General features: G+C 64.1%; 20 protein-coding genes. 16 read left to right on the forward strand and 4 right to left on the reverse strand.

The window, feature by feature from the left end; all coding sequences use genetic code 11:
• Positions 1-27: 27 nt before the first annotated feature.
• A complete protein-coding gene (gene galE, locus ACE3RQ_RS00600; protein WP_374519668.1) occupies positions 28-1,059 on the reverse strand; it encodes a UDP-glucose 4-epimerase GalE in 1,032 nt (343 codons plus the stop codon).
• Positions 1,060-1,067: 8 nt separating this feature from the next.
• Positions 1,068-2,486: a mannose-1-phosphate guanylyltransferase/mannose-6-phosphate isomerase gene (locus ACE3RQ_RS00605; RefSeq protein ID WP_374518868.1), complete on the reverse strand. Its 1,419-nt coding sequence runs from the start codon at positions 2,484-2,486 to the stop codon at positions 1,068-1,070.
• Between the two features lie 75 nt (positions 2,487-2,561).
• On the opposite strand from ACE3RQ_RS00605, the gene galU reads away from it, so the two are divergent.
• The gene (gene galU / locus ACE3RQ_RS00610; protein ID WP_374518870.1) at positions 2,562-3,449 is read left to right on the forward strand and encodes a UTP--glucose-1-phosphate uridylyltransferase GalU; all 888 of its coding nucleotides are present in this window, start codon (positions 2,562-2,564) and stop codon (positions 3,447-3,449) included.
• On the opposite strand, the gene ACE3RQ_RS00615 is transcribed toward galU, so the two are convergent.
• Positions 3,450-4,229 carry an SAM-dependent methyltransferase gene (locus tag ACE3RQ_RS00615; protein ID WP_374518872.1) on the reverse strand — a complete coding sequence of 260 codons (780 nt, stop codon included), beginning with the start codon at positions 4,227-4,229 and terminating at the stop codon, positions 3,450-3,452. It abuts the gene before it with no gap.
• Positions 4,229-4,834, reverse strand: a complete 606-nt coding sequence (locus ACE3RQ_RS00620) for a nucleoside triphosphate pyrophosphatase (protein ID WP_374518874.1) — start codon at positions 4,832-4,834, stop codon at positions 4,229-4,231. Before ACE3RQ_RS00620 ends, ACE3RQ_RS00615 begins: the two co-directional genes overlap by 1 nt.
• A 36-nt stretch (positions 4,835-4,870) precedes the next feature.
• Here ACE3RQ_RS00620 and ACE3RQ_RS00625 point away from each other — a divergent pair, with 36 nt between their 5' ends.
• The 15 genes from ACE3RQ_RS00625 to lepB all read left to right on the forward strand — a co-directional run bounded on the left by ACE3RQ_RS00625 (position 4,871) and on the right by lepB (position 19,077).
• Positions 4,871-5,440: a DUF177 domain-containing protein gene (locus ACE3RQ_RS00625; RefSeq protein ID WP_374518876.1), complete on the forward strand. Its 570-nt coding sequence runs from the start codon at positions 4,871-4,873 to the stop codon at positions 5,438-5,440.
• Positions 5,441-5,608: 168 nt separating this feature from the next.
• Positions 5,609-5,791: a 50S ribosomal protein L32 gene (gene rpmF, locus ACE3RQ_RS00630; protein WP_011794326.1), complete on the forward strand. Its 183-nt coding sequence runs from the start codon at positions 5,609-5,611 to the stop codon at positions 5,789-5,791.
• Positions 5,792-5,917: 126 nt separating this feature from the next.
• Entirely contained in the window at positions 5,918-6,979 is a 1,062-nt protein-coding gene (gene plsX / locus ACE3RQ_RS00635; RefSeq protein ID WP_374518879.1) for a phosphate acyltransferase PlsX, read from the forward strand.
• 22 nt (positions 6,980-7,001) lie between these two features.
• Positions 7,002-7,979 carry a beta-ketoacyl-ACP synthase III gene (locus ACE3RQ_RS00640; RefSeq protein ID WP_374518881.1) on the forward strand — a complete coding sequence of 326 codons (978 nt, stop codon included), beginning with the start codon at positions 7,002-7,004 and terminating at the stop codon, positions 7,977-7,979.
• Between the two features lie 37 nt (positions 7,980-8,016).
• Positions 8,017-8,967: an ACP S-malonyltransferase gene (gene fabD, locus ACE3RQ_RS00645; RefSeq protein WP_374518883.1), complete on the forward strand. Its 951-nt coding sequence runs from the start codon at positions 8,017-8,019 to the stop codon at positions 8,965-8,967.
• A gap of 15 nt (positions 8,968-8,982) precedes the next feature.
• Positions 8,983-9,744 carry a 3-oxoacyl-ACP reductase FabG gene (gene fabG, locus ACE3RQ_RS00650; protein ID WP_374518885.1) on the forward strand — a complete coding sequence of 254 codons (762 nt, stop codon included), beginning with the start codon at positions 8,983-8,985 and terminating at the stop codon, positions 9,742-9,744.
• A gap of 111 nt (positions 9,745-9,855) precedes the next feature.
• On the forward strand, positions 9,856-10,095 hold the full coding sequence (acpP, locus tag ACE3RQ_RS00655) for an acyl carrier protein (protein ID WP_374518887.1): 240 nt from the start codon (positions 9,856-9,858) through the stop codon (positions 10,093-10,095).
• A 7-nt stretch (positions 10,096-10,102) separates the two neighbouring features.
• The gene (fabF, locus tag ACE3RQ_RS00660) at positions 10,103-11,347 is read left to right on the forward strand and encodes a beta-ketoacyl-ACP synthase II (protein ID WP_374518889.1); all 1,245 of its coding nucleotides are present in this window, start codon (positions 10,103-10,105) and stop codon (positions 11,345-11,347) included.
• A 15-nt stretch (positions 11,348-11,362) separates the two neighbouring features.
• Positions 11,363-11,836: a hypothetical protein gene (locus ACE3RQ_RS00665; protein WP_374518891.1), complete on the forward strand. Its 474-nt coding sequence runs from the start codon at positions 11,363-11,365 to the stop codon at positions 11,834-11,836.
• A 40-nt stretch (positions 11,837-11,876) separates the two neighbouring features.
• Positions 11,877-12,518 carry an RNA polymerase sigma factor RpoE gene (gene rpoE, locus ACE3RQ_RS00670; protein WP_374519670.1) on the forward strand — a complete coding sequence of 214 codons (642 nt, stop codon included), beginning with the start codon at positions 11,877-11,879 and terminating at the stop codon, positions 12,516-12,518.
• A gap of 49 nt (positions 12,519-12,567) precedes the next feature.
• On the forward strand, positions 12,568-13,185 hold the full coding sequence (locus ACE3RQ_RS00675; protein ID WP_374518893.1) for a sigma-E factor negative regulatory protein: 618 nt from the start codon (positions 12,568-12,570) through the stop codon (positions 13,183-13,185).
• Positions 13,186-13,355: 170 nt separating this feature from the next.
• The gene (locus tag ACE3RQ_RS00680; protein ID WP_374518894.1) at positions 13,356-14,255 is read left to right on the forward strand and encodes a MucB/RseB C-terminal domain-containing protein; all 900 of its coding nucleotides are present in this window, start codon (positions 13,356-13,358) and stop codon (positions 14,253-14,255) included.
• A gap of 41 nt (positions 14,256-14,296) precedes the next feature.
• A complete protein-coding gene (locus ACE3RQ_RS00685; RefSeq protein ID WP_374518896.1) occupies positions 14,297-15,784 on the forward strand; it encodes a Do family serine endopeptidase in 1,488 nt (495 codons plus the stop codon).
• Positions 15,785-16,291: 507 nt separating this feature from the next.
• The gene (gene lepA / locus ACE3RQ_RS00690) at positions 16,292-18,100 is read left to right on the forward strand and encodes a translation elongation factor 4 (RefSeq protein WP_374518898.1); all 1,809 of its coding nucleotides are present in this window, start codon (positions 16,292-16,294) and stop codon (positions 18,098-18,100) included.
• A complete protein-coding gene (lepB, locus tag ACE3RQ_RS00695; protein WP_374518900.1) occupies positions 18,100-19,077 on the forward strand; it encodes a signal peptidase I in 978 nt (325 codons plus the stop codon). The genes lepA and lepB overlap by 1 nt, the downstream gene beginning before the upstream one ends.
• The last annotated feature ends 33 nt before the right edge of the window (positions 19,078-19,110 follow it).

The following is a 19,110-nucleotide window of genomic DNA, read 5'->3' on the forward strand; positions in this document are numbered from 1 at the left end:
CGGGCTTGATGCCACGGCCAACACGCCTCAAGGCCGGTAGCCGTTGGGGTTGCCTTGCTGCCAGCGCCAGGCGTCGGCGCACATTTCGTCCAGCGTGCGCTGGGCCTTCCAGCCCAGCAAAGCCTCGGCGCGGGTCGGGTCGGCCCAGCACTGGGCCACGTCGCCAGGCCGGCGTGGAGCGATGCGGTAAGGCACTGGTCGCCCACTGGCCCGCTCAAACGCCTTCACCACCTCCAGCACGCTGTGGCCCCGGCCTGTGCCGAGGTTCACGGTGAAGCTTTTGCCTTTGTTCAGCAGGGTCTGCAAGGCCGCCACGTGGCCTGCAGCCAGGTCTTGCACGTGGATGTAGTCGCGCACGCCAGTGCCATCTGGCGTGGGGTAGTCATCGCCAAACACGCTGAGGGCTTCACGGCGCCCAATCGCCACCTGCGCCACATAGGGCATGAGGTTGTTGGGAATGTCGGCCGGGTCTTCGCCAATCAAGCCGCTGGGGTGGGCGCCCACAGGGTTGAAGTAGCGCAGCGTCGCGATGCGCCAATTTGGCTGCGCGGCATTCAACGCCGTGAGCATGTCCTCCACCACCAGCTTGGTGTGACCGTAGGGGTTGGTGTGGCTGCGAGGAAAGTCCTCGGTGATCGGCACCGAGGCTGGGTCGCCGTACACCGTGGCGCTGCTGGAGAACACCAGCGTGGGCGCTGGCATGTCGGCCTCGCTGGCGGTGGCTTCCATGGCGCGCAGCAAGCTCACGGCCCCGCCGATGTTGTGGTGAAAGTACTTCAGCGGCTGGGCCACGCTTTCGCCCACGGCCTTGTCGGCCGCGAAATGCACCACCCCCACCGGGCGGTGCTGGCGCAGCACCGACTCGACCCAGGGGGTGTCCAGCACGTCGCCGCGTTCCAGGGTAATGGTGGTGCCGGTGATGCGCGCCAGGCGCTCCATCACCGCCGGGTGGCTGTTGGAGAAGTTGTCGAGCACGATGGGCTGAAAGCCAGCCTCGACCAGAGCGACGGCGGTGTGGCTGCCGATGTAGCCGGCACCACCGGTGAGCAGAATGTTCATCGTGGCCATCAGCGTTGCGGTTGTCGGCCGTAGCGGTCTTCCAGGCGCACGATGTCGTCTTCGCCCAGGTAAGAGCCCGACTGCACCTCAATCATTTCAAGTTCCAGCTTGCCCGGGTTGTGCAGGCGGTGCAGTTCGCCAATCGGGATGTAGGTGGACTGATTCTCTGAGACCAGAAACACCTCTTGCCCACGCGTGACCTCGGCGGTGCCCTTCACCACGATCCAGTGCTCGGCGCGGTGGTGGTGCTTCTGCAGGCTCAGCGAGGCCCCGGGCTTCACGCCGATGCGCTTGACCTGGAAGCGCTCGCCGGTGTCGATACTGTCGTACCAGCCCCAGGGGCGTGCTACGCGGCGGTGCGTGCCGGCCTGCGGCACTTCGCTCCGCGTGAGGTGGGCCACCACGTCTTTCACGCGCTCGGCGTGGTCGCGGTGGGCCACCAGCAAAGCGTCGGGCGTATCGACAATGAGCAGGTCTTGGGTGCCCAGCGCCACCACCGGGCGATGCGGCGCGTGAATGTAGGTGTTGTGGGCCACCAGCGCATGGCCCTGGCCCACGACACGGTTGCCCTCGGCGTCGGCCGGGGTGAGGTCTGCCACGGCGTTCCAGCTGCCCACATCGCTCCATTGCCCCTGGAAGGGCACCACCACCACCTTGTCGTGTTGCTCCAGCACCGCGTAGTCGATGCTCTGTGAGCGGCACGCCAGGAAGGCAGTCTTCTCTGGGCGCACGAAGCCGATGTTGCCGATCTGTTCGTGCTGCGGCGCGGCCATCGCCTGCTCGCAGGCTTGCAAGATGTCTGGCGCGTGCTGTCGCAGGGCGGCCAGCAGGGTGTCGGCGCGGGTCAGGAAGATGCCGGCGTTCCACAGCGTATTGCCTTGCAGCAGCAGGGCCTGGGCCTTGGTGGCGTCGGGCTTTTCAATGAAACGCTTGACCTGCAGCGAGCCATTGCCGAGATCCGTGCCTTGCTCGATGTAGCCATAGGCCGTGCTCGGAAACGACGGCACCACACCGAAGGTGACGATGGCCCCCTCATTGGCCGCAGGCAAGCCGCGCTGCACGGTGGTCGCAAAGGCGGCGGCATCGGGGATGTGGTGGTCGGCGGGGCAGAACAGCATGGCCTGGGCAGGGTCTGCTGCCTGTAAGGCCGCCAGGGCCATGGCCGCCGCGGTGTTGCGTGCCGCGGGCTCCAGCACCACGCTGCCTTGCTTGGCCGTTGACTCAATGGCATCCGCCACCAGGAATCGGTGATCCTCGGAGGCCACACACATCGGTGGCGACTGGCACCAGGCCAGGCGTTCCAGCGTCAATTGCAGCAGGCTTTTGTTGCCCAGCAGTGGAACAAACTGCTTGGGAAAACTTTGTCGGCTCAAAGGCCACAGGCGGGTGCCAGAGCCGCCACACAGGATCACGGGGGTGATGTTCATTCGGTCACGGTAGTGCATTGAGTGCGTCGGTATTATGTGTGCCTCCCAGTATCGATTGCGTCATCGCCATTTCTCATGACAAGCATCCGCAAAGCCGTGTTTCCCGTTGGGGGCCTCGGCACCCGTTTCCTTCCCGCCACGAAAGCCATCCCCAAAGAGATGTTGCCGGTGGTGGACAAGCCGCTCATGCAGTACGCCGTGGAAGAGGCCTATGCAGCCGGCATTCGCCAGATGATTTTTGTGACAGGGCGCAACAAGCGGGCCATCGAAGACCACTTCGACACCGCCTACGAGCTGGAGGCCGAACTCGAAGCGGCCGGCAAGCAACAGTTGCTGGACCTGGTGCACTCCATCAAGCCCGACGACATGGATTGTTTCTATGTGCGTCAGCCCCGCGCCCTGGGTCTGGGCCACGCGGTGCTCTGCGCCGAGCGCCTGGTGGGTGACGAGCCCTTTGCTGTGCTGCTGGCCGACGACCTGATGATCGGCGCCAACCAGATGGCGGGCGGCCCCACCGTGCTGCAGCAGATGGTGGACGCCTTCGCCTCCAGCCCCGGCACCGTGCTGGCCGTGCAAGACGTGCCGCGCGCAGACACCCGCCGCTATGGCGTGGTGGACGTGCACGGGGTGAACCAGCGCCTGGCCGAGGTGTTCGGCATGGTCGAAAAGCCCGCCCCGGAGAAAGCGCCTTCAACGTTGGCAGTGGCTGGGCGCTACATCCTCACGCCGGCTGTTTTTGACAGCATTCGAAACCAGCCCCGCGGTGCTGGTGGCGAAATCCAGCTCACCGATGGCATTGCCGCCCTGATTGGCCGCGAAAAAGTGCAGGCCTTCCGCTACGACGGCCAGCGCTACGACTGCGGCAGCAAAGAAGGCTTTCTGCAGGCCACCATTGACCTGGCGTTGGCGAACCCCGAACTGCGCGACTCGGTGCGCGCTCACATTCAGCGCGTGGCGGGCTGATCAGCGGCCGAACAGGAACACGGCGGGCAGGCCCAGTGCCAGGGCCTGTCGCCGGGCCGGTTGGCTTTTCCAGTCGCGCACCAGCGCGCTCTGGATGGTCTGCTCTGGCAGTCCCAGGCCACAGGCCACGGCTAGGCGTGTGTTGGGGTTCAGGGTGGCCAGTAGCGCATCCAGCAGAGCCTCGTTGCGGTAAGGCGTTTCAATCAGGATTTGTGTCTGGCCCGTTCGCTGCGCGTGGGCATCCAGCTCGCGCAGTCGCTGGGCCCGCTCATTGGCACTCTGAGGCACATAGCCCACGAAGGCAAATCCTTGCCCGTTGAGGCCGCTGGCGGCCAGCGCCAACATCAGCGACACCGGACCGGTAAGCGGCACCACCGCCAGCCCCGCCTGGTGCGCGGCACGCACCACGGCGCTGCCGGGGTCGGCAATGGCCGGCATGCCCGCTTCGCTCACCAGGCCCACGTCGTGCCCCTGCAGCGCAGGCGCCAGCAGGGCAGCGGCGGCCTGGTCGGCTGCGCCGGGTGCGTGATCGCCCTTTTTGTGCGACTCGCGAGGCAATTCAACGATGTGCATCCCCTGGATCGGGCTGCTCAGTGGCCGGATCTGGTCCACTCGCTTCAGGAAGGCGCGCGTGGACTTGGCGTTTTCGGTGATCCAGTGGCCCAGGCGGGCTGCCACCTCGAGGGTCTCGCGGGGCAGCCACAGGTCCACCGGCAGCGCCGTCGTCTGCTGTGTGCCGAAATCCAGCGGCGTGGGCAAGAGGTACAGGCGGCCAGGCATCAAGGCACCATCAGACCGGCTTTGCGCAGCAGGCGGCAGGTGCGGATCAGCGGCAAGCCGACCAGGGCGGTGGGGTCGTCGCTGTCGATGCGCTCCAGCAATGCAATGCCCAGGCCCTCGCTCTTGGCGCTGCCCGCGCAGTCATAGGGTTCTTCGGCCCGCAGGTAGCGCTCGATCTCGGCGTCACCCAGGGTGCGGAACACCACGCGCACGGCGGCCAGGTCCACCGACTCAAAACCAGTGGCTTCGCAGCGCACCGCCAGGGCGGTCTGGAACACCACGGTCTGGCCGCTCATGCGGCGCAGTTGGGCCACAGCCCTTTCGTGCGTGCCCGGCTTGCCCAGTGGTTCGCCGTTCAGGTCGGCCACCTGGTCGCTGCCGATGACGACGGCTTCAGGGTGCCGCTGCGCAACGGCACGGGCTTTCGCCAGGGCCAGGCGAGTGGCGAGGGTGGCCGGTGTTTCGCCAGCCAGCGGGGTTTCGTCCACTTCTGGCGAAGCGACGTCAAACGGCAGGCCCAGGCGCTGCAGAAGCTCGCGCCGATAACGGGAGGTGGAGCCCAGCACCAAGCGGCGCGGCTGGGAGGGAAGAGGGTGCAAAGACATGGCCGGTATTGTCGGGGCATCTCTTACACTGCCGCCATGAGAAACGAAGGCAAGTCAACCTGGAACCCTGCACGCCTGGATGCGATGGCTTTTGCGCGGGCAGAGGGGCGTGTGTCGGGTCAGTTGGCCCTGTCCGCCCTGTCTCGCTTGACCGAAGACTTGCACGACCGCGCCCTGGTGGGCGCGGCGCCACCGGTTGAGTGGGTGCTATCGGGTGAGTTGCGTCCCGGTGCCGGCGGCGCAGACCCGGATGCCTGGCTCCACCTGCAGGCCACCGCCAGCGTCCCCCTGACCTGTCAGCGGTGTCTGGGTGCCGTGCAGACCCCGCTGGAGATCGACCACTGGTTCCGCATGGTGGCAGACGAAGCGGCCGCCGAGGCGCAAGACGACGATTGCGAAGAAGACCTGCTGGCGCTCGAGCCATTGCCCAATCTGGTTGAGGTGCTCGAAGACGAACTCATCATGGGCCTGCCCTTGGTGCCCATGCACGAGGAATGCCCGCAGGGCTTGGTGAATCCCGCAGAAGATCGCTCGTTGCCTGCGACTGAGGCGGAAGAAAAGCCCCATCCATTTGCTGCCTTGGCTGCCCTGAAAAAAGCCAAGTAGACGGCATGTTTCGCGTCTTGTTCGCTGTCGGGCTATAATGCTTGGCTTTGCGCTGGCACCTGTTTGCATGGAACCATGCTCGGGTGAGGCGCCGACCGGTCGAGCGGTGTGGTTGCACGCCGTTTCTGCCACCCTACCGTTTGACCTCACCGATTTCAGGAGCCCACCATGGCTGTCCAGCAAAACAAAAAGTCCCCCTCCAAGCGCGGCATGCACCGTTCGCACAACGCCCTGACCGTGCCCGGCATCGCCGTTGAGCCGACCACCGGCGAAACCCACCTGCGCCACCACATCAGCCCCAACGGCTTCTACCGTGGTCGCCAAGTGCTGAAGAACAAGTCTGAAGCCTAAGCCACGGGCTGCTGTGCCGAGTCGCGCCCGGGCGCGGTTTGGCGCTGCACATGACACTGGCCCGCATGCTGCATGCGGGCTTTTTTCTTGGTACGGGCGCGGTAAGCGTCCACTTGGGATGCTGAGATGATCACCGTCGCTGTGGATTGCATGGGAGGAGACCACGGTCCCTCCACCACCCTGCCGGCCTGCCAGGCCTTCCTGGCTTCATACCCTGACGCGCGCTTGCTGTTGGTTGGCCGGCCCGACGCCATCGGAGCGGTGTCGGCGCTCGCGTCCCATCCCCGTTGCGAGATCGTGCCCGCCAGCGAGGTGGTCACGATGGACGATCCGGTCGAGGTGGCCTTACGCCGCAAGAAGGACTCGTCCATGCGGGTCGCCATCCAGCAGGTGAAGGAGGGTCGCGCGCAGGCTGCGGTGTCGGCGGGCAACACGGGGGCCTTGATGGCCATCGCCCGTTATGTCCTGAAGACGCTGGATGGCATAGACCGCCCCGCCATTGCCACCCAGATGCCCAATGCCCGTGGTGGCGCCACCACGGTGCTCGACCTGGGGGCCAATGTCGATTGCACGGCCGAGCATCTTTTTCAGTTCGCGCTCATGGGTTCTGCCCTCGTGGCGGCCACTGCGGGGCGGCCTTCCCCCAGCGTGGGCCTGCTCAACGTAGGGGAAGAGGTCATCAAGGGCAGCGAGGTGATCAAGAAGGCCGGCGTGCTGTTGCGCGCGGCGGGTGATCAGGGAAGCCTGAATTTCATTGGCAATGTGGAAGGCGACGACATCTTCAAGGGCACGGCCGACATCGTCGTTTGCGACGGCTTTGTGGGCAATGTGGCCCTCAAGGCCAGCGAAGGCTTGGCGTCCATGATTGGCGGGTTCATCAAAGACGAGTTCTCGCGCAGCTTCTGGCGAAAAATGGCGGCCATCGTCGCTTATCCGGTGTTAACGTCATTCAAGCGTCGGGTCGATCACCGCCGTTACAACGGGGCTGCCTTGCTGGGCCTTCAGGGCCTGGTGTTCAAGAGCCACGGGTCGGCTGACGCTTTTGCGTTCGAGCACGCGCTGGCCCGCGCTTATGATGCGGCCCACCGCGGCATGCTGCAAAACGTCAAAGAGCGCATCGCGCATGCCCAACCGCACCCGATCGACGGCACACCGGCAGTCGGGACGCCCGACGCTTCGAACGCCTGATCACCGATACCCCTGACCGCGCATGAACCGCTTCGCCCGCATTTCTGGTACCGGCAGCTGCTTGCCGCCTTTGCGCCTGACCAACGCCGACATGGCCGCCCGCCTGGCCGAGCGCGGCATCGAAACCAGTGACGAGTGGATTGTGGAGCGCACTGGTATTCACGCCCGCCACTTTGTGGCCGATGGCGTGTTCGCCAGTGACCTGGGCGCCGAGGCGGCGCGCCAGGCCATGCAGGCGGCTGGTGTGGCACCGGCCGACATTGACCTGATCATCGTGGCCACGTCCACGCCGGACATGGTGTTCCCCTCCACGGCGGCCATCGTGCAGCACAAGCTGGGCATCGCTGGCTGCCCGGTGTTTGACGTGCAAGCGGTGTGCAGTGGCTTTGTCTACGCCCTGACGGTGGCCGACGCCATGATCCGCACCGGCAGCGCCAACAAGGCCCTTGTCATCGGTGCCGAGGTGTTCTCCCGTTTGCTCGATTTCAATGATCGCACCACCTGCGTGCTCTTTGGCGACGGCGCTGGCGCGGTGGTGCTTGAGGCGTCCGATACGCCCGGTATCCTGGCCACCGATTTGCACGCCGACGGCAAGCACGTCGGCATCCTTTGCGTGCCGGGGCATGTGTCCGGTGGCACCGTGTTGGGCGATCCCTTGCTCAAGATGGACGGCCAGGCGGTGTTCAAGCTGGCGGTTGGTGTGCTCGAAGACGCTGCCCGCGCGGTGCTGACCAAGGCGGGCAAGCAAGAGAGCGATGTGGATTGGCTCATTCCGCACCAGGCCAACATTCGCATCATGCAAAGCACCGCCCGCAAGCTCAAGTTGCCCATGGACAAAGTGGTGGTCACCGTGAACGAACACGGCAACACCTCTGCCGCCTCTATTCCGCTGGCGCTGGACCACGCCGTTCGTGCGGGACAGGTGAAAAAGGGCGACACGCTGCTCCTCGAGGGGGTGGGTGGTGGCTTCACCTGGGGTGCGGTGCTGCTCGATTTCTGATGGCAACTGACGCCAGCTCTTTGCTGTATCTCCACTCATGAAACCATTTGCTTTTGTATTCCCGGGTCAGGGTTCGCAGTCGGTCGGCATGCTCGACGCCTGGGGCGACCACCCGGTGGTCGCCCAGACCCTCGCGGAGGCTTCGGACGCCTTGGGCGAAGACATCGGCCGCCTGATTCACGAAGGCCCCAAAGAGGCCTTGGCGCTCACCACCAACACCCAGCCCGTGATGCTGGTCGCCGCAGTGGCCGCCTGGCGCGTGTGGTGTGCTGACGGCGGTGCCCAGCCTGCCGCGGTGGCAGGCCACTCGCTGGGCGAGTACAGCGCACTGGTGGCGTCTGGCGTGCTCACGTTGGCGCAAGCCGCTCCTTTGGTGCGTTTCCGCGCTGCCGCCATGCAAGAGGCTGTGCCGGTGGGGGTTGGGGCCATGGCCGCGATCCTGGGCATGGACGCCGAAAAGGTGAAGGCCGGTTGCGCCGAGGCTCAAGCCACGTTTGGCGAAACCAGTGCCGAAGTGGTGGAGGCAGTCAACTTCAACGACCCCGCCCAGACCGTGATCGCTGGCAGCAAGGCCGCTGTTGAAAAGGCCTGTGAAGTGCTGAAGGCCAATGGTGCCAAGCGCGCTCTGCCCCTGCCAGTGTCGGCACCCTTCCATTCCAGCCTGATGAAGCCGGCGGCCGGCAAGCTGCGAGAGAAGCTGGCAGGTCTGAGTTTTGCTGCCCCCCAGATTCCCTTGGTCAACAACATTGATGTGGCGGTCGAGGCCGACGCCGATCGCATCCGCGACGCCCTGTACCGCCAGGCCTTTGGCCCGGTTCGCTGGGTGGAGTGCGTGCACGCCATTCGTGCCCGAGGCGTGAGCACCATCATCGAATGCGGCCCTGGCAAGGTGCTGGCAGGCATGACGAAGCGCATTGACACTGAACTGATGGGCGCCGCCCTGTACGACCCCGCTTCGCTGGCCGAAGTGAAGGCGTTGCTGGCTTGATTGACGGAGAGCTTGATGTCTGAAGTTGCATTTGCGGGCCAAGTGGCCTTGGTCACTGGCGCATCGCGTGGCATTGGCGCGGCCATCGCCCACGAGCTGGCTTCCCGTGGCCTGATCGTGATCGGTACCGCCACGTCCGAAGATGGCGCCGCCAAGATTTCGGCCACCCTTGGGGCCGTGCCTGGCGTGGCTGTGGGCACCCGAGGGGCGGTACTCAACGTGAACGATGGCGCCGCTGTTGATGCCCTGGTCGATGACATCGTCAAGACCCATGGCCGTCTGCACGTGCTGGTGAACAACGCCGGCATCACGCGCGACATGCTGGCCATGCGCCTGAAAGACGACGACTGGGATGCGGTGCTGGACACCAACCTGAAGGCCGTGTTCCGTGCCAGCCGCGCAGTGATGCGGCCGATGATGAAGCAGCGTTATGGCCGCATCATCAGCATTACCAGTGTGGTGGGAGCGTCCGGTAACCCGGGGCAGGCCAATTACGCGGCAGCAAAGGCCGGCGTGGCCGGCATGACCCGCGCGCTGGCGCGCGAACTGGGCAGCCGCAACATCACGGTCAACTGCGTGGCGCCAGGCTTTATCGAGACCGACATGACGGCCTCTTTGCCCGAAGATCAGCAGAAGGCTTTGCTGGGGCAAATTCCCTTGGGGCATCTTGGCAAGCCGGCGGATATCGCCCATGCCGTGGCCTATCTCGCGAGCCCCCAGGCCGCCTACGTGACGGGGCAGGAATTGCACGTCAACGGTGGCATGTTCATGGCCTGAGGCCGCTGGTCAATTTTCACTCCCTGCCCGCTTGGCGGCTCGCGTTCGGGACTCTGTCTCATGCCGGGCTAAAATGGCGGGCTGTATTTCAACCAATCCCCAGAGGGACACATGAGCGATATCGAAGCACGCGTCAAGAAAATCATTGCCGAGCAACTCGGCGTGGCCGAAGCGGAGGTCACCAATGAAAAGGCCTTCGTTGCCGACCTCGGTGCTGACTCGCTGGACACGGTGGAACTCGTGATGGCGCTGGAAGACGAGTTCGGTATCGAGATTCCCGATGAGGAAGCCGAGAAGATCACCACGGTGCAAAACGCCATCGATTACGCCAAGAACAACGCCAAGGCCTGATAAACCCATGAGCCGCCGTCGCGTCGTCGTGACCGGCCTGGGCTGCATCAGTCCCGTGGGCAACACGGTGTCTGAGGCCTGGGCGAATCTCCTCGCTGGCCGTTCGGGCATCGGACTTGTCACCAAGTTCGATGCCTCCAACATGGCCTGCAAGATTGCAGGAGAGGTCAAGAATTTCGATCTGGAGTCCTACATCAGCGCCAAAGAGGCGCGGACCATGGACACCTTCATCCACTATGGCATTGCCGCAGCCCATCAGGCGGTGGTCGACGCCGGTCTGCCTACGGGTGACCAGCTGGACGAAGAATTGGCCACGCGGATCGGCTGCATCATCGGTTCGGGGATCGGCGGTCTGCCGATGATCGAGGAGACTCATTCCGAGTACCTCAACCGCGGTCCCCGCCGCATTTCCCCATTTTTCGTGCCGGCTTCGATCATCAATATGATCTCCGGGCACGTGTCCATGCGCTTCGGCTTCAAAGGCCCCAACCTGGCCGTGGTGACCGCTTGCACCACTGGCTTGCATTGCATTGGCGAAGCGGCCCGCAAGATCGAGTACGGCGATGCCGACGTGATCGTGGCGGGTGGTGCTGAGTCCACCGTCTCGCCCCTGGGCATCGGTGGGTTTGCCGCGATGCGCGCGCTCTCCACCCGCAACGACGATCCCGCCACCGCGTCCCGCCCCTGGGACAAGGATCGCGACGGCTTCGTGCTGGGTGAGGGCGCGGGTGTGATGGTTCTCGAGGAATACGAGCACGCCAAGGCCCGAGGCGCCAAGATTTATGGTGAAGTCGCAGGCTACGGCATGAGTGCCGACGCCGGTCACATGACGGCGCCCAACATGGACGGTCCCCGCCGGGCCATGGTCAGTGCCATGCGAAACGCGGGCGTGAATGCCGACCAGGTGGGCTATTTGAATGCCCATGGCACCTCTACCCCCTTGGGTGACGTGAACGAAACCAACGCCATCAAGGCGGCGTTGGGCGAACACGCTAAGTCGATGGTGGTGAGTTCGACCAAATCCATGACTGGGCACTTGCTCGGTGGTGCCGGGGGCATCGAGAGCGTGTTCACTGTGCTGGCGCTTCACCACCAGCAGGTGCCGCCCACCATCAACATTTTTGAGCAAGACCCCGAGTGCGATCTCGATTACTGCGCCAACACGGCGCGTGATGTGAAGATGGACGTCGCCCTGAAGAACAACTTCGGCTTCGGTGGTACCAACGGGTCGCTGGTTTTCCGCCGCGTCTGACCCCCGGCGCTGTCCATGCAAAACGCCCCATCCGTGGCTTACCCGGTGGGGCGTTTTTCATGGCCATCGCGTTTCGCTCTCGTTGGCTTGGCCTTGCTTGGGGGCGTCAATGTGATTGGCCTGGCTTTTGTCTGGCCGGCCGATGGAGGACTCTCCCTTGTTCTGTTGCTCGGCGTGGGCTGGGGCCTGTGGCTATGGGGCGCTGGGCGCCAGGCAATCCTTTGCCCCGCTGGCACCTTGCGGTGGGATGCCCAGGCGATGGGAGAGGGGTGGGCGCCGGGTGCGGGCCGCTGGTGGTGGCAGGAAGAGGGGCGTGCGCAGCCGATGCCGGTGTGCCATCTTGAGCGTCGCCTCGACTGGGGGCGGGGCATGTTGGTGCGCGGGCGCACCGAGGGGGGAACGCGCTGGTTCTGGTTGAGCGCTTCCCTTGCCGAGAGCCGCTGGGGAGAGCTGCGGCGTGCCGTTGAAGCCCAGGCCAATACCGGCTGACCCGAATGCCACCCAAGCCTTGGGGTATATTCCCGCGCGCATGACCCCCCAAGACCACAACGCACCACCACCGCCCGACAGCGATGCCATGTTGGTGCAGCGCACCTTGGCGGGTGAGCAGCGCGCCTATGAACTGCTCGTCATCAAATACCAGCGCCGGGTGGAGCGCCTCATCGGCCGCATGGTGCGCGACGTGGACCTGGTGCAGGACATCGCACAGGAAACCTTCATCCGGGCCTATCGGGCGCTGGCGCAGTTTCGTGGCGACGCCCAGTTCTACACCTGGCTTTACCGGATCGCCGTCAATACCGCCAAGAAACAGCTGATGGAGCTCAAGCGAGACCCGCTGGTGTTCCAGTCACAGCTCAAGTCGGGTGATGACGATGAAACTTCCGCGCCGGAACGCGAACTAAACGCCGGAGTGGCCGATGCCGAAACGCCCGACGCGGTGTTGGCCAGCAAAGAAATCGCCCAAGCGGTCAACGCTGCGATGGACGCCTTGCCCGAAGAATTGCGCATGGCGATCACTTTGCGAGAGATCGAGGGCATGAGCTACGAGGAAATCGCCCAGGCACTGGAGTGTCCGATTGGTACGGTCAGATCCCGTATTTTCCGGGCCCGCGAGGCCATTTCCCAGCGCATCAAGCCCTTGCTGGAGCGGCAAGGTGGCAAGCGCTGGTGACGTGCCGCAAGCGCCTGCCTATTCGATGTCCGAACCCGAGATTTTCACCATGAAACACGAGCTGCAACCCACGTCTGACCGCGAAGAGTTCTCGTTCGAGGCGGTGTCGGCCTTGTTCGATGGTGAGGGCGATCCGGCCTCTGTCGACCAGTTCTTGTCCGCCAGTGCCGACCCTGAAGCCCATGCCCAATGGACGACGTATGCGCTGATCGGCGATGTGTTGCGCGCGCCGGGTGAGCACCGCCTGCAATCCTCTGCCGAATTTCTGGCGGGCGTTCGCGCTCAGCTCGCCAGTCAGCCGCCGGTTCAAGTGGCGGTGGAGTCGCAGGCGGCAGTGACTGTGCCCACGCGGGACGCAGCGAACGATTCGGTCTTCCGGTGGAAGATGGTCGCCGGTTTTGCCTCGTTGGCGGCGGTGGCCGCGGTCGGCTGGAGCACTTGGCTGGGCAGTGGTGTCACCGGGCCTGTTGCCGCCCCGCAATTGGTGCAGGCGCCCGCCAGTTCTCCAGAGGCTGTGTTGGTGGCCACGCCACAGGGCGCCGTGGTTCGCGATCCGCGGCTGGAGCAGTTGTTGGCAGAGCACCGCCAACACGGTGGCATGACCGCCCTGCAGGCCTCCACCGGCTTCTTGCGCAACGCCACTTTTGACGCGGGGGACAACCGTTGATGTCCTTGACGCCTTTCCGAGCTTGGCGACGTGGGTCATTGAGCGCCGTGCGCCACCCGGTCCGATCAGCGCCTCGCGCATGGCGCGTGGCGATGGTGGCAGCCCTCACCGCCGGTGCATGTGTCAGTGTGCTAGCCCAGCCCGCGCCTGCGCCGACCAGTTCGCGAAGCGTGAGCGAGTGGCTGAGCCGCATGCACGAGGCCTCTCGTCAGCGCTCCTACACGGGCACCTTGGTGGTGTCGGCTGGAGCCGCCATGTCGGCCTCGAAAATCTGGCATGTGTGCGATGGGCAGCAGCAGGTAGAGCGCATCGATTCGCTCACCGGCGCTCCGCGCACCACGATTCGGCGCAACAACGAGGTCATCACCTTCGCGCCGGAGAGCAAGACCGCCACGGTGGAAAAGCGTGAGTCGCTCGGCTTGTTCCCGGACATGGGGCGCACGCCGAGCAACCAGATACCTCAGTTTTACTCGGCGCGTGAGGTGGGGGTGCAGCGGGTGGCCGGTCACTTGGCCGACACGGTGGAGATTCTGCCCCGTGACGAGTGGCGATTCGGATACCGCATCTGGTCAGAGCAGCAGTCAGGGCTGGTGGTCAAGATCCAGACCCTGGGCGAACAGGGTGCCGTGCTGGAGCAGGTGGCCTTCACCGAGTTGCAGTTGGACGCGCCCGTGAGCATGGACAAGCTCAAGCAAGCCATGAAGGACACGCGCGGCTACGAGGTCATCAAGCCCGCGCTGAAGAAGACCACGGCCGAAGCCCAGGGTTGGCGGCTGAAAGAAGCCATCCCGGGCTTTCAGTCCATGAGCTGTCACACCCGCGAGACGGGGCAGGGGCTCGCACCGGGGCAGGCGCCCATGCAATGGGTCTTTTCTGACGGCCTGGCCTCGGTGTCGCTGTTTGTGGAACCATTCGACGAGCAGCGCCATCGTCAAGAGAAACCAGCCGCTGTCGGCGCCACGCATTCCGTGGGCCGCCGTGTAGGCGACCACTGGGTCACGGCCATGGGCGAGGTGCCCGTCGCTACGCTGAAACGCTTCATTCAAGCCATCGAACGCACGCAGCCGTGAAAGCAGGCGGACGCCGATGGCGATATCCCGCAAGGAGTCACATGAGTCCCCGCATCTTTTCGCGCAAGTCTTGGCCAGCGGCACTGGCCACGGTGATCGTCACTGCAGTGGGCGCCAGCATGTTCATGGCGCACGCGCCGTCGTCCGCACAAGCGCCGGCCGCTGCGCCAGTGGTGCGAGGCTTGCCAGATTTCACCGAGCTGGTAGACCTCGTCGGGCCATCGGTGGTGAACATCCGCACCCTTGAGCGCGCTTCTGCCTCGGGCGCAGGTGCCGCCGACGAGCAGATGCTGGAGTTTTTCCGGCGATTCGGCATTCCCGTGCCCCCTGGCGTGGGGCCGCGGGGCCCTCGTCAGGAGCGTGGCCAGGGCGAAGAGCGGCCGCGCGGCGTGGGCTCAGGTTTCATTCTCAGCGCCGACGGCTTGATCATGACCAACGCCCACGTGGTGGATGGCGCCGACGAACTGATCGTGACCTTGCCTGACAAGCGCGAGTTCAAGGGCAAGATCGTCGGGGCCGATCAGCGCACCGACGTGGCGGTGGTGAAGATTGAGGCCACCGGTCTGGCGCCCGTCAAGGTGGGCGATGTCAACAGGCTTCGCGTGGGTGAGTGGGTGATGGCCATTGGCTCTCCATTTGGCCTCGAGAACACCGTGACCGCCGGCATCGTGAGCGCGAAGCAGCGCGACACGGGCGATTTCCTGCCCTTCATTCAAACCGATGTGGCGATCAACCCGGGCAACTCGGGCGGACCGCTCATCAACATGCGCGGGGAAGTGGTGGGCATCAACAGCCAGATCTACTCGCGCTCAGGTGGCTTCCAAGGCATTTCGTTTGCCATCCCGATCGACGAAGCCGTTCGTGTGGCCGATCAGCTCAAGGCCAACGGGCGCGTGACGCGAGGCCGCATTGGTGTGCAGATCGATCAGGTCAGCAAAGACGTCGCCGAATCGCTGGGCCTGGGGCAACCTCGAGGCGCCCTGGTGCGAGGCGTTGAGGCCAACTCGCCGGCATCACGTGCTGGCGTAGAGCCGGGCGACATCATTTTGAAGTTCGATGGCAAGGCCATTGAGAAGTCGCTGGACCTTCCGCGTCTGGTGGGCAATACCAAGCCTGGGACCCGCAGCACCTTGTCGATCTGGCGCCGGGGTGCTGCGCGAGACCTGAGCATCACCGTGGCCGAGCTGGAGCCCGACAAACCCGAGCAACGTGCCAGTGCGCCCGAGGGCACCAAGCCGCAGGCCGGCGTCGCGGCGCAGTCGCTGGGCCTGACGGTGGCGGAGCTGACCGCGTCCGAGCGCGAGAACCTTCAGATCAAGGGTGGGGTGCGCGTGGCGAGCGCCGAAGGTGCAGCGGCCCGTGCAGGTCTTCGTGAAGGCGATGTGATCGTGGGCGTGGCCAACGCCGAGGTGGCGAACGTGCGGCAGTTTGAGGCCGTGGTGGCCCGTCAGGACAAAAGCAAGCCCATCAGTGTGTTGATTCGCCGAGGTGAGTGGGCTCAGTACGCCGTGATTCGGCCCGCGCGTTGACCTCGGATGGTGATCGCCGGTGCACCCATGCCCCGGTGATCCGCGGGGGTATTGCCCCTGTTGGTGGATTCGCCACATGCCGGTGGTCGCCTCATTGGCCTGGGCTTTTGGGTCCGATGTGAGTGTTCGCTTGCATTTCACTCAGTCTTAATGACTGGATTCGATAAAATCCGGGGAGAAAGCGCCCGATTGCGCGGTTTTCCGATGGGGTCTCCCCCATGATGTGGAATGCCAGCAAGCTTGGCTGAAACCATCCACAGTTGATTCACAGAGCTTGTGGATTTTCTGTGGATTTCCTGTGAATATTTTGCCTGTTGCAGCCCTGCGACAAGGCGACGCGGCCAGCTTGGCGGTTTGCATTCCGGGCTTTTTGCCTACAATGAAACCCCAACTATCGCAGTTGCCATTGATTGTTGGTTCCGGGCGCGTCAGCAGTTGACGCGCCCTTTTTTATGGCTCGCCTGGCCCTCCTTGAGGGTGCCGAGCCTGGTGTCCTAGCCCTTCCCGATGAAGCACATTCGCAATTTTTCCATCATCGCGCACATCGACCACGGCAAGTCCACTTTGGCCGATCGCATCATCTCCCGCTGCGGAGGGTTGTCCGATCGAGAGATGAGTGAACAGGTGCTCGACTCCATGGACATCGAGAAGGAGCGGGGCATCACCATCAAGGCCCAGACGGCGGCCTTGCAGTACAAGGCCCGAGATGGGCAGGTGTACAACCTGAACCTCATCGACACCCCCGGTCACGTGGACTTCTCGTACGAGGTGAGCCGTTCTCTCTCGGCGTGTGAGGGCGCGCTGCTGGTGGTGGACGCAAGCCAGGGTGTGGAGGCCCAGACGGTGGCCAACTGCTACACCGCGCTGGACTTGGGCGTGGAAGTGCTGCCTGTCTTGAACAAGATGGACTTGCCCAACGCCGATCCCGAGAACGCCAAGCATGAGATCGAGGACGTCATCGGCATTGACGCTTCGCAGGCCATTCCTTGCTCGGCGAAGACGGGCATGGGCGTGGAAGACATCCTGGAGATGGTCGTCGCCAAGGTGCCCCATCCCAAGGGCAAGGCAGACGCGCCCTTGCGCGCCATGATCATTGACAGCTGGTTCGACAGCTATGTGGGCGTGGTGATGTTGGTCCGGGTGGTGGACGGTCGCCTGCTCAAGGGTGAGCGCATCAAGCTGATGGCCGCCAATGCCGTTTACGAGGCGGGTAACCTGGGCGTCTTCACGCCGGCCAACCAGCCGCGCGAGTCGCTTGAGGCGGGCGAGGTGGGCTACATCATCGCGGGCATCAAGGAACTCACGGCCGCCAAGGTGGGCGACACCATCACGCTGGAGAAGAAGCTCCCCAACAACCTGGGCCCGGCCGCTGAGCCTTTGCCCGGCTTCAAGGAGGTGCAGCCGCAGGTGTTCGCGGGCCTGTATCCCACCGAGGCCAACCAGTACGACGCCCTGCGCGACGCCCTGGAAAAGCTCAAACTCAACGACGCCTCGCTGCATTTCGAGCCCGAGGTGTCGCAGGCCCTGGGTTTTGGTTTCCGTTGCGGCTTCCTTGGGCTGCTGCACATGGAGATCGTGCAGGAGCGCCTGGAGCGCGAGTTCGATCAAGACCTGATCACCACCGCGCCGAGCGTGGTCTACGAGGTGGTCAAGGGCAATGGCGAAGTCATCATGGTGGAGAACCCCTCCAAGATGCCCGAGGCGGGCCAGATCGAGGAGATCCGCGAGCCCATCGTTACCGTGCACCTCTACATGCCGCAAGAGTACGTGGGCCCGGTGATGACCCTGGCCAACCAGAAGCGCGGCGTGCAGATCAACATGGCTTACCACGGCAAGCAGGTGATGCTCACCTACGAACTGCCGCTGGGCGAGATCGTGCTGGACTTCTTCGACAAGCTCAAGAGCGTGAGCCGCGGCTATGCGTCGATGGACTACGAGTTCAAGGAATACCGCAAGTCCGACGTGGTGAAGGTGGACATCCTGCTCAATGGCGACAAGGTGGATGCGCTGTCGATCATCGTTCACCGCTCGCAGGCCCAATACCGCGGCCGGGCGGTGGCCGCCAAGATGCGCGAAATCATCAGCCGCCAGCAGTTCGACGTGGCGATCCAGGCGGCGATTGGGGGCAACATCATTGCGCGCGAGACGATCAAGGCATTGCGCAAAAACGTGCTGGCAAAATGCTACGGGGGTGACATCACCCGCAAACGCAAGCTCCTCGAAAAACAGAAAGCAGGCAAGAAGCGCATGAAACAAATCGGTTCGGTGGAAGTCCCGCAGGAGGCATTCCTGGCCATTCTCCAGGTGCAAGACTGATGCAAGCGCTCATGGCGTCGATCACGGGCGTGGTGCTGGCCGCTTTTGGGGCCTACGGGGCAGCTTGGTATGCCGGATGGGTGGAGGGCAACTTCGCTTTGCTGCTGTTCTTGGCCACTGTGGTCACGGGCGTGTACTGGGTGGCCGACCGCCTGGTCTTCTTGCCTCAGCGCCGAGCGGCTGCAGACCAACTGCTGGATGAGCACACCCGCCGCCGCAAGGCGTTGGAAGCCCAGGGCTTCACCCAGGTGGAGGGCGATATCGAGCCAGCCCGCCAGAAGCTGCTGGCGCAGCCCTGGTGGCTGGACTGGACCGCAGGTCTCTTTCCGGTGATCCTGGCGGTCTTCGTGCTGCGCTCGTTCCTGTTCGAGCCCTTCAAGATTCCGTCGGGCTCCATGATCCCGACCTTGCGCGTGGGCGACTTGATCCTGGTGAACAAGTTCTACTATGGCGTGCGCCTGCCGGTGCTCAACACCAAGGTCATCGACAACCACAGCCCGCAGCGTGGCGATGTGCTGGTGTTCCGTTATCCGCCGCAGCCCAGCCTTGACTACATCAAGCGTGTGGTGGGGGTGCCGGGTGATGAGATTTCGTACCTGAACAAACAGCTGACCGTGAATGGTCAGCCGGTGCCGCGTGCCGCCCAACCCGACTTCTTCGATCGGGACAGCATGTCGTACAGCAAGCAGTTCCGCGAGACCTTGGGCAGCAAGTCGTACAACACGCTCAATGACGACGCCCGCCCCGCGTTCATCCCTGGTGCCGCTGCCTTTCCCTTTCACGACAATTGCCGCTACACGGTGGAGGGCGTGACGTGCAAAGTGCCGGCCGGGCACTATTTCATGTTGGGTGACAATCGCGACAATTCGCTGGACTCACGGTTCTGGGGATTTGTGCCCGAAGAGAACATCGTCGGCAAGGCATTCTTCGTGTGGATGAACTTTGGTGACCTGGGGCGCATTGGCTCATTCGATTGACATCAATTCAAACGGGAGAAATTCGACCATGGC

This window comes from Hydrogenophaga sp., assembly GCF_041913525.1.
In the GTDB taxonomy this organism is placed as follows: Bacteria; Pseudomonadota; Gammaproteobacteria; order Burkholderiales; family Burkholderiaceae_C; genus Hydrogenophaga.

Excerpts from the sequence above, each read along its gene's own strand:
- plsX (WP_374518879.1), top strand. The coding sequence starts at position 5,918 with ATGATCACCGTCGCTGTGGATTGCATGGGAGGAGACCACGGTCCCTCC.
- rpoE (WP_374519670.1), top strand. The coding sequence starts at position 11,877 with ATGACCCCCCAAGACCACAACGCACCACCACCGCCCGACAGCGATGCC.
- ACE3RQ_RS00625 (WP_374518876.1), top strand. The coding sequence starts at position 4,871 with ATGAGAAACGAAGGCAAGTCAACCTGGAACCCTGCACGCCTGGATGCG.
- lepA (WP_374518898.1), top strand. The coding sequence starts at position 16,292 with ATGAAGCACATTCGCAATTTTTCCATCATCGCGCACATCGACCACGGC.
- galE (WP_374519668.1), bottom strand. The coding sequence starts at position 1,059 with ATGAACATTCTGCTCACCGGTGGTGCCGGCTACATCGGCAGCCACACC.
- ACE3RQ_RS00665 (WP_374518891.1), top strand. The coding sequence starts at position 11,363 with ATGCAAAACGCCCCATCCGTGGCTTACCCGGTGGGGCGTTTTTCATGG.
- lepB (WP_374518900.1), top strand. The coding sequence starts at position 18,100 with ATGCAAGCGCTCATGGCGTCGATCACGGGCGTGGTGCTGGCCGCTTTT.
- fabD (WP_374518883.1), top strand. The coding sequence starts at position 8,017 with ATGAAACCATTTGCTTTTGTATTCCCGGGTCAGGGTTCGCAGTCGGTC.
- galU (WP_374518870.1), top strand. The coding sequence starts at position 2,562 with ATGACAAGCATCCGCAAAGCCGTGTTTCCCGTTGGGGGCCTCGGCACC.
- rpmF (WP_011794326.1), top strand. The coding sequence starts at position 5,609 with ATGGCTGTCCAGCAAAACAAAAAGTCCCCCTCCAAGCGCGGCATGCAC.
- ACE3RQ_RS00615 (WP_374518872.1), bottom strand. The coding sequence starts at position 4,229 with ATGCCTGGCCGCCTGTACCTCTTGCCCACGCCGCTGGATTTCGGCACA.
- ACE3RQ_RS00675 (WP_374518893.1), top strand. The coding sequence starts at position 12,568 with ATGAAACACGAGCTGCAACCCACGTCTGACCGCGAAGAGTTCTCGTTC.
- ACE3RQ_RS00640 (WP_374518881.1), top strand. The coding sequence starts at position 7,002 with ATGAACCGCTTCGCCCGCATTTCTGGTACCGGCAGCTGCTTGCCGCCT.
- ACE3RQ_RS00605 (WP_374518868.1), bottom strand. The coding sequence starts at position 2,486 with ATGAACATCACCCCCGTGATCCTGTGTGGCGGCTCTGGCACCCGCCTG.
- fabG (WP_374518885.1), top strand. The coding sequence starts at position 8,983 with ATGTCTGAAGTTGCATTTGCGGGCCAAGTGGCCTTGGTCACTGGCGCA.
- acpP (WP_374518887.1), top strand. The coding sequence starts at position 9,856 with ATGAGCGATATCGAAGCACGCGTCAAGAAAATCATTGCCGAGCAACTC.
- ACE3RQ_RS00685 (WP_374518896.1), top strand. The coding sequence starts at position 14,297 with ATGAGTCCCCGCATCTTTTCGCGCAAGTCTTGGCCAGCGGCACTGGCC.
- fabF (WP_374518889.1), top strand. The coding sequence starts at position 10,103 with ATGAGCCGCCGTCGCGTCGTCGTGACCGGCCTGGGCTGCATCAGTCCC.
- ACE3RQ_RS00620 (WP_374518874.1), bottom strand. The coding sequence starts at position 4,834 with ATGTCTTTGCACCCTCTTCCCTCCCAGCCGCGCCGCTTGGTGCTGGGC.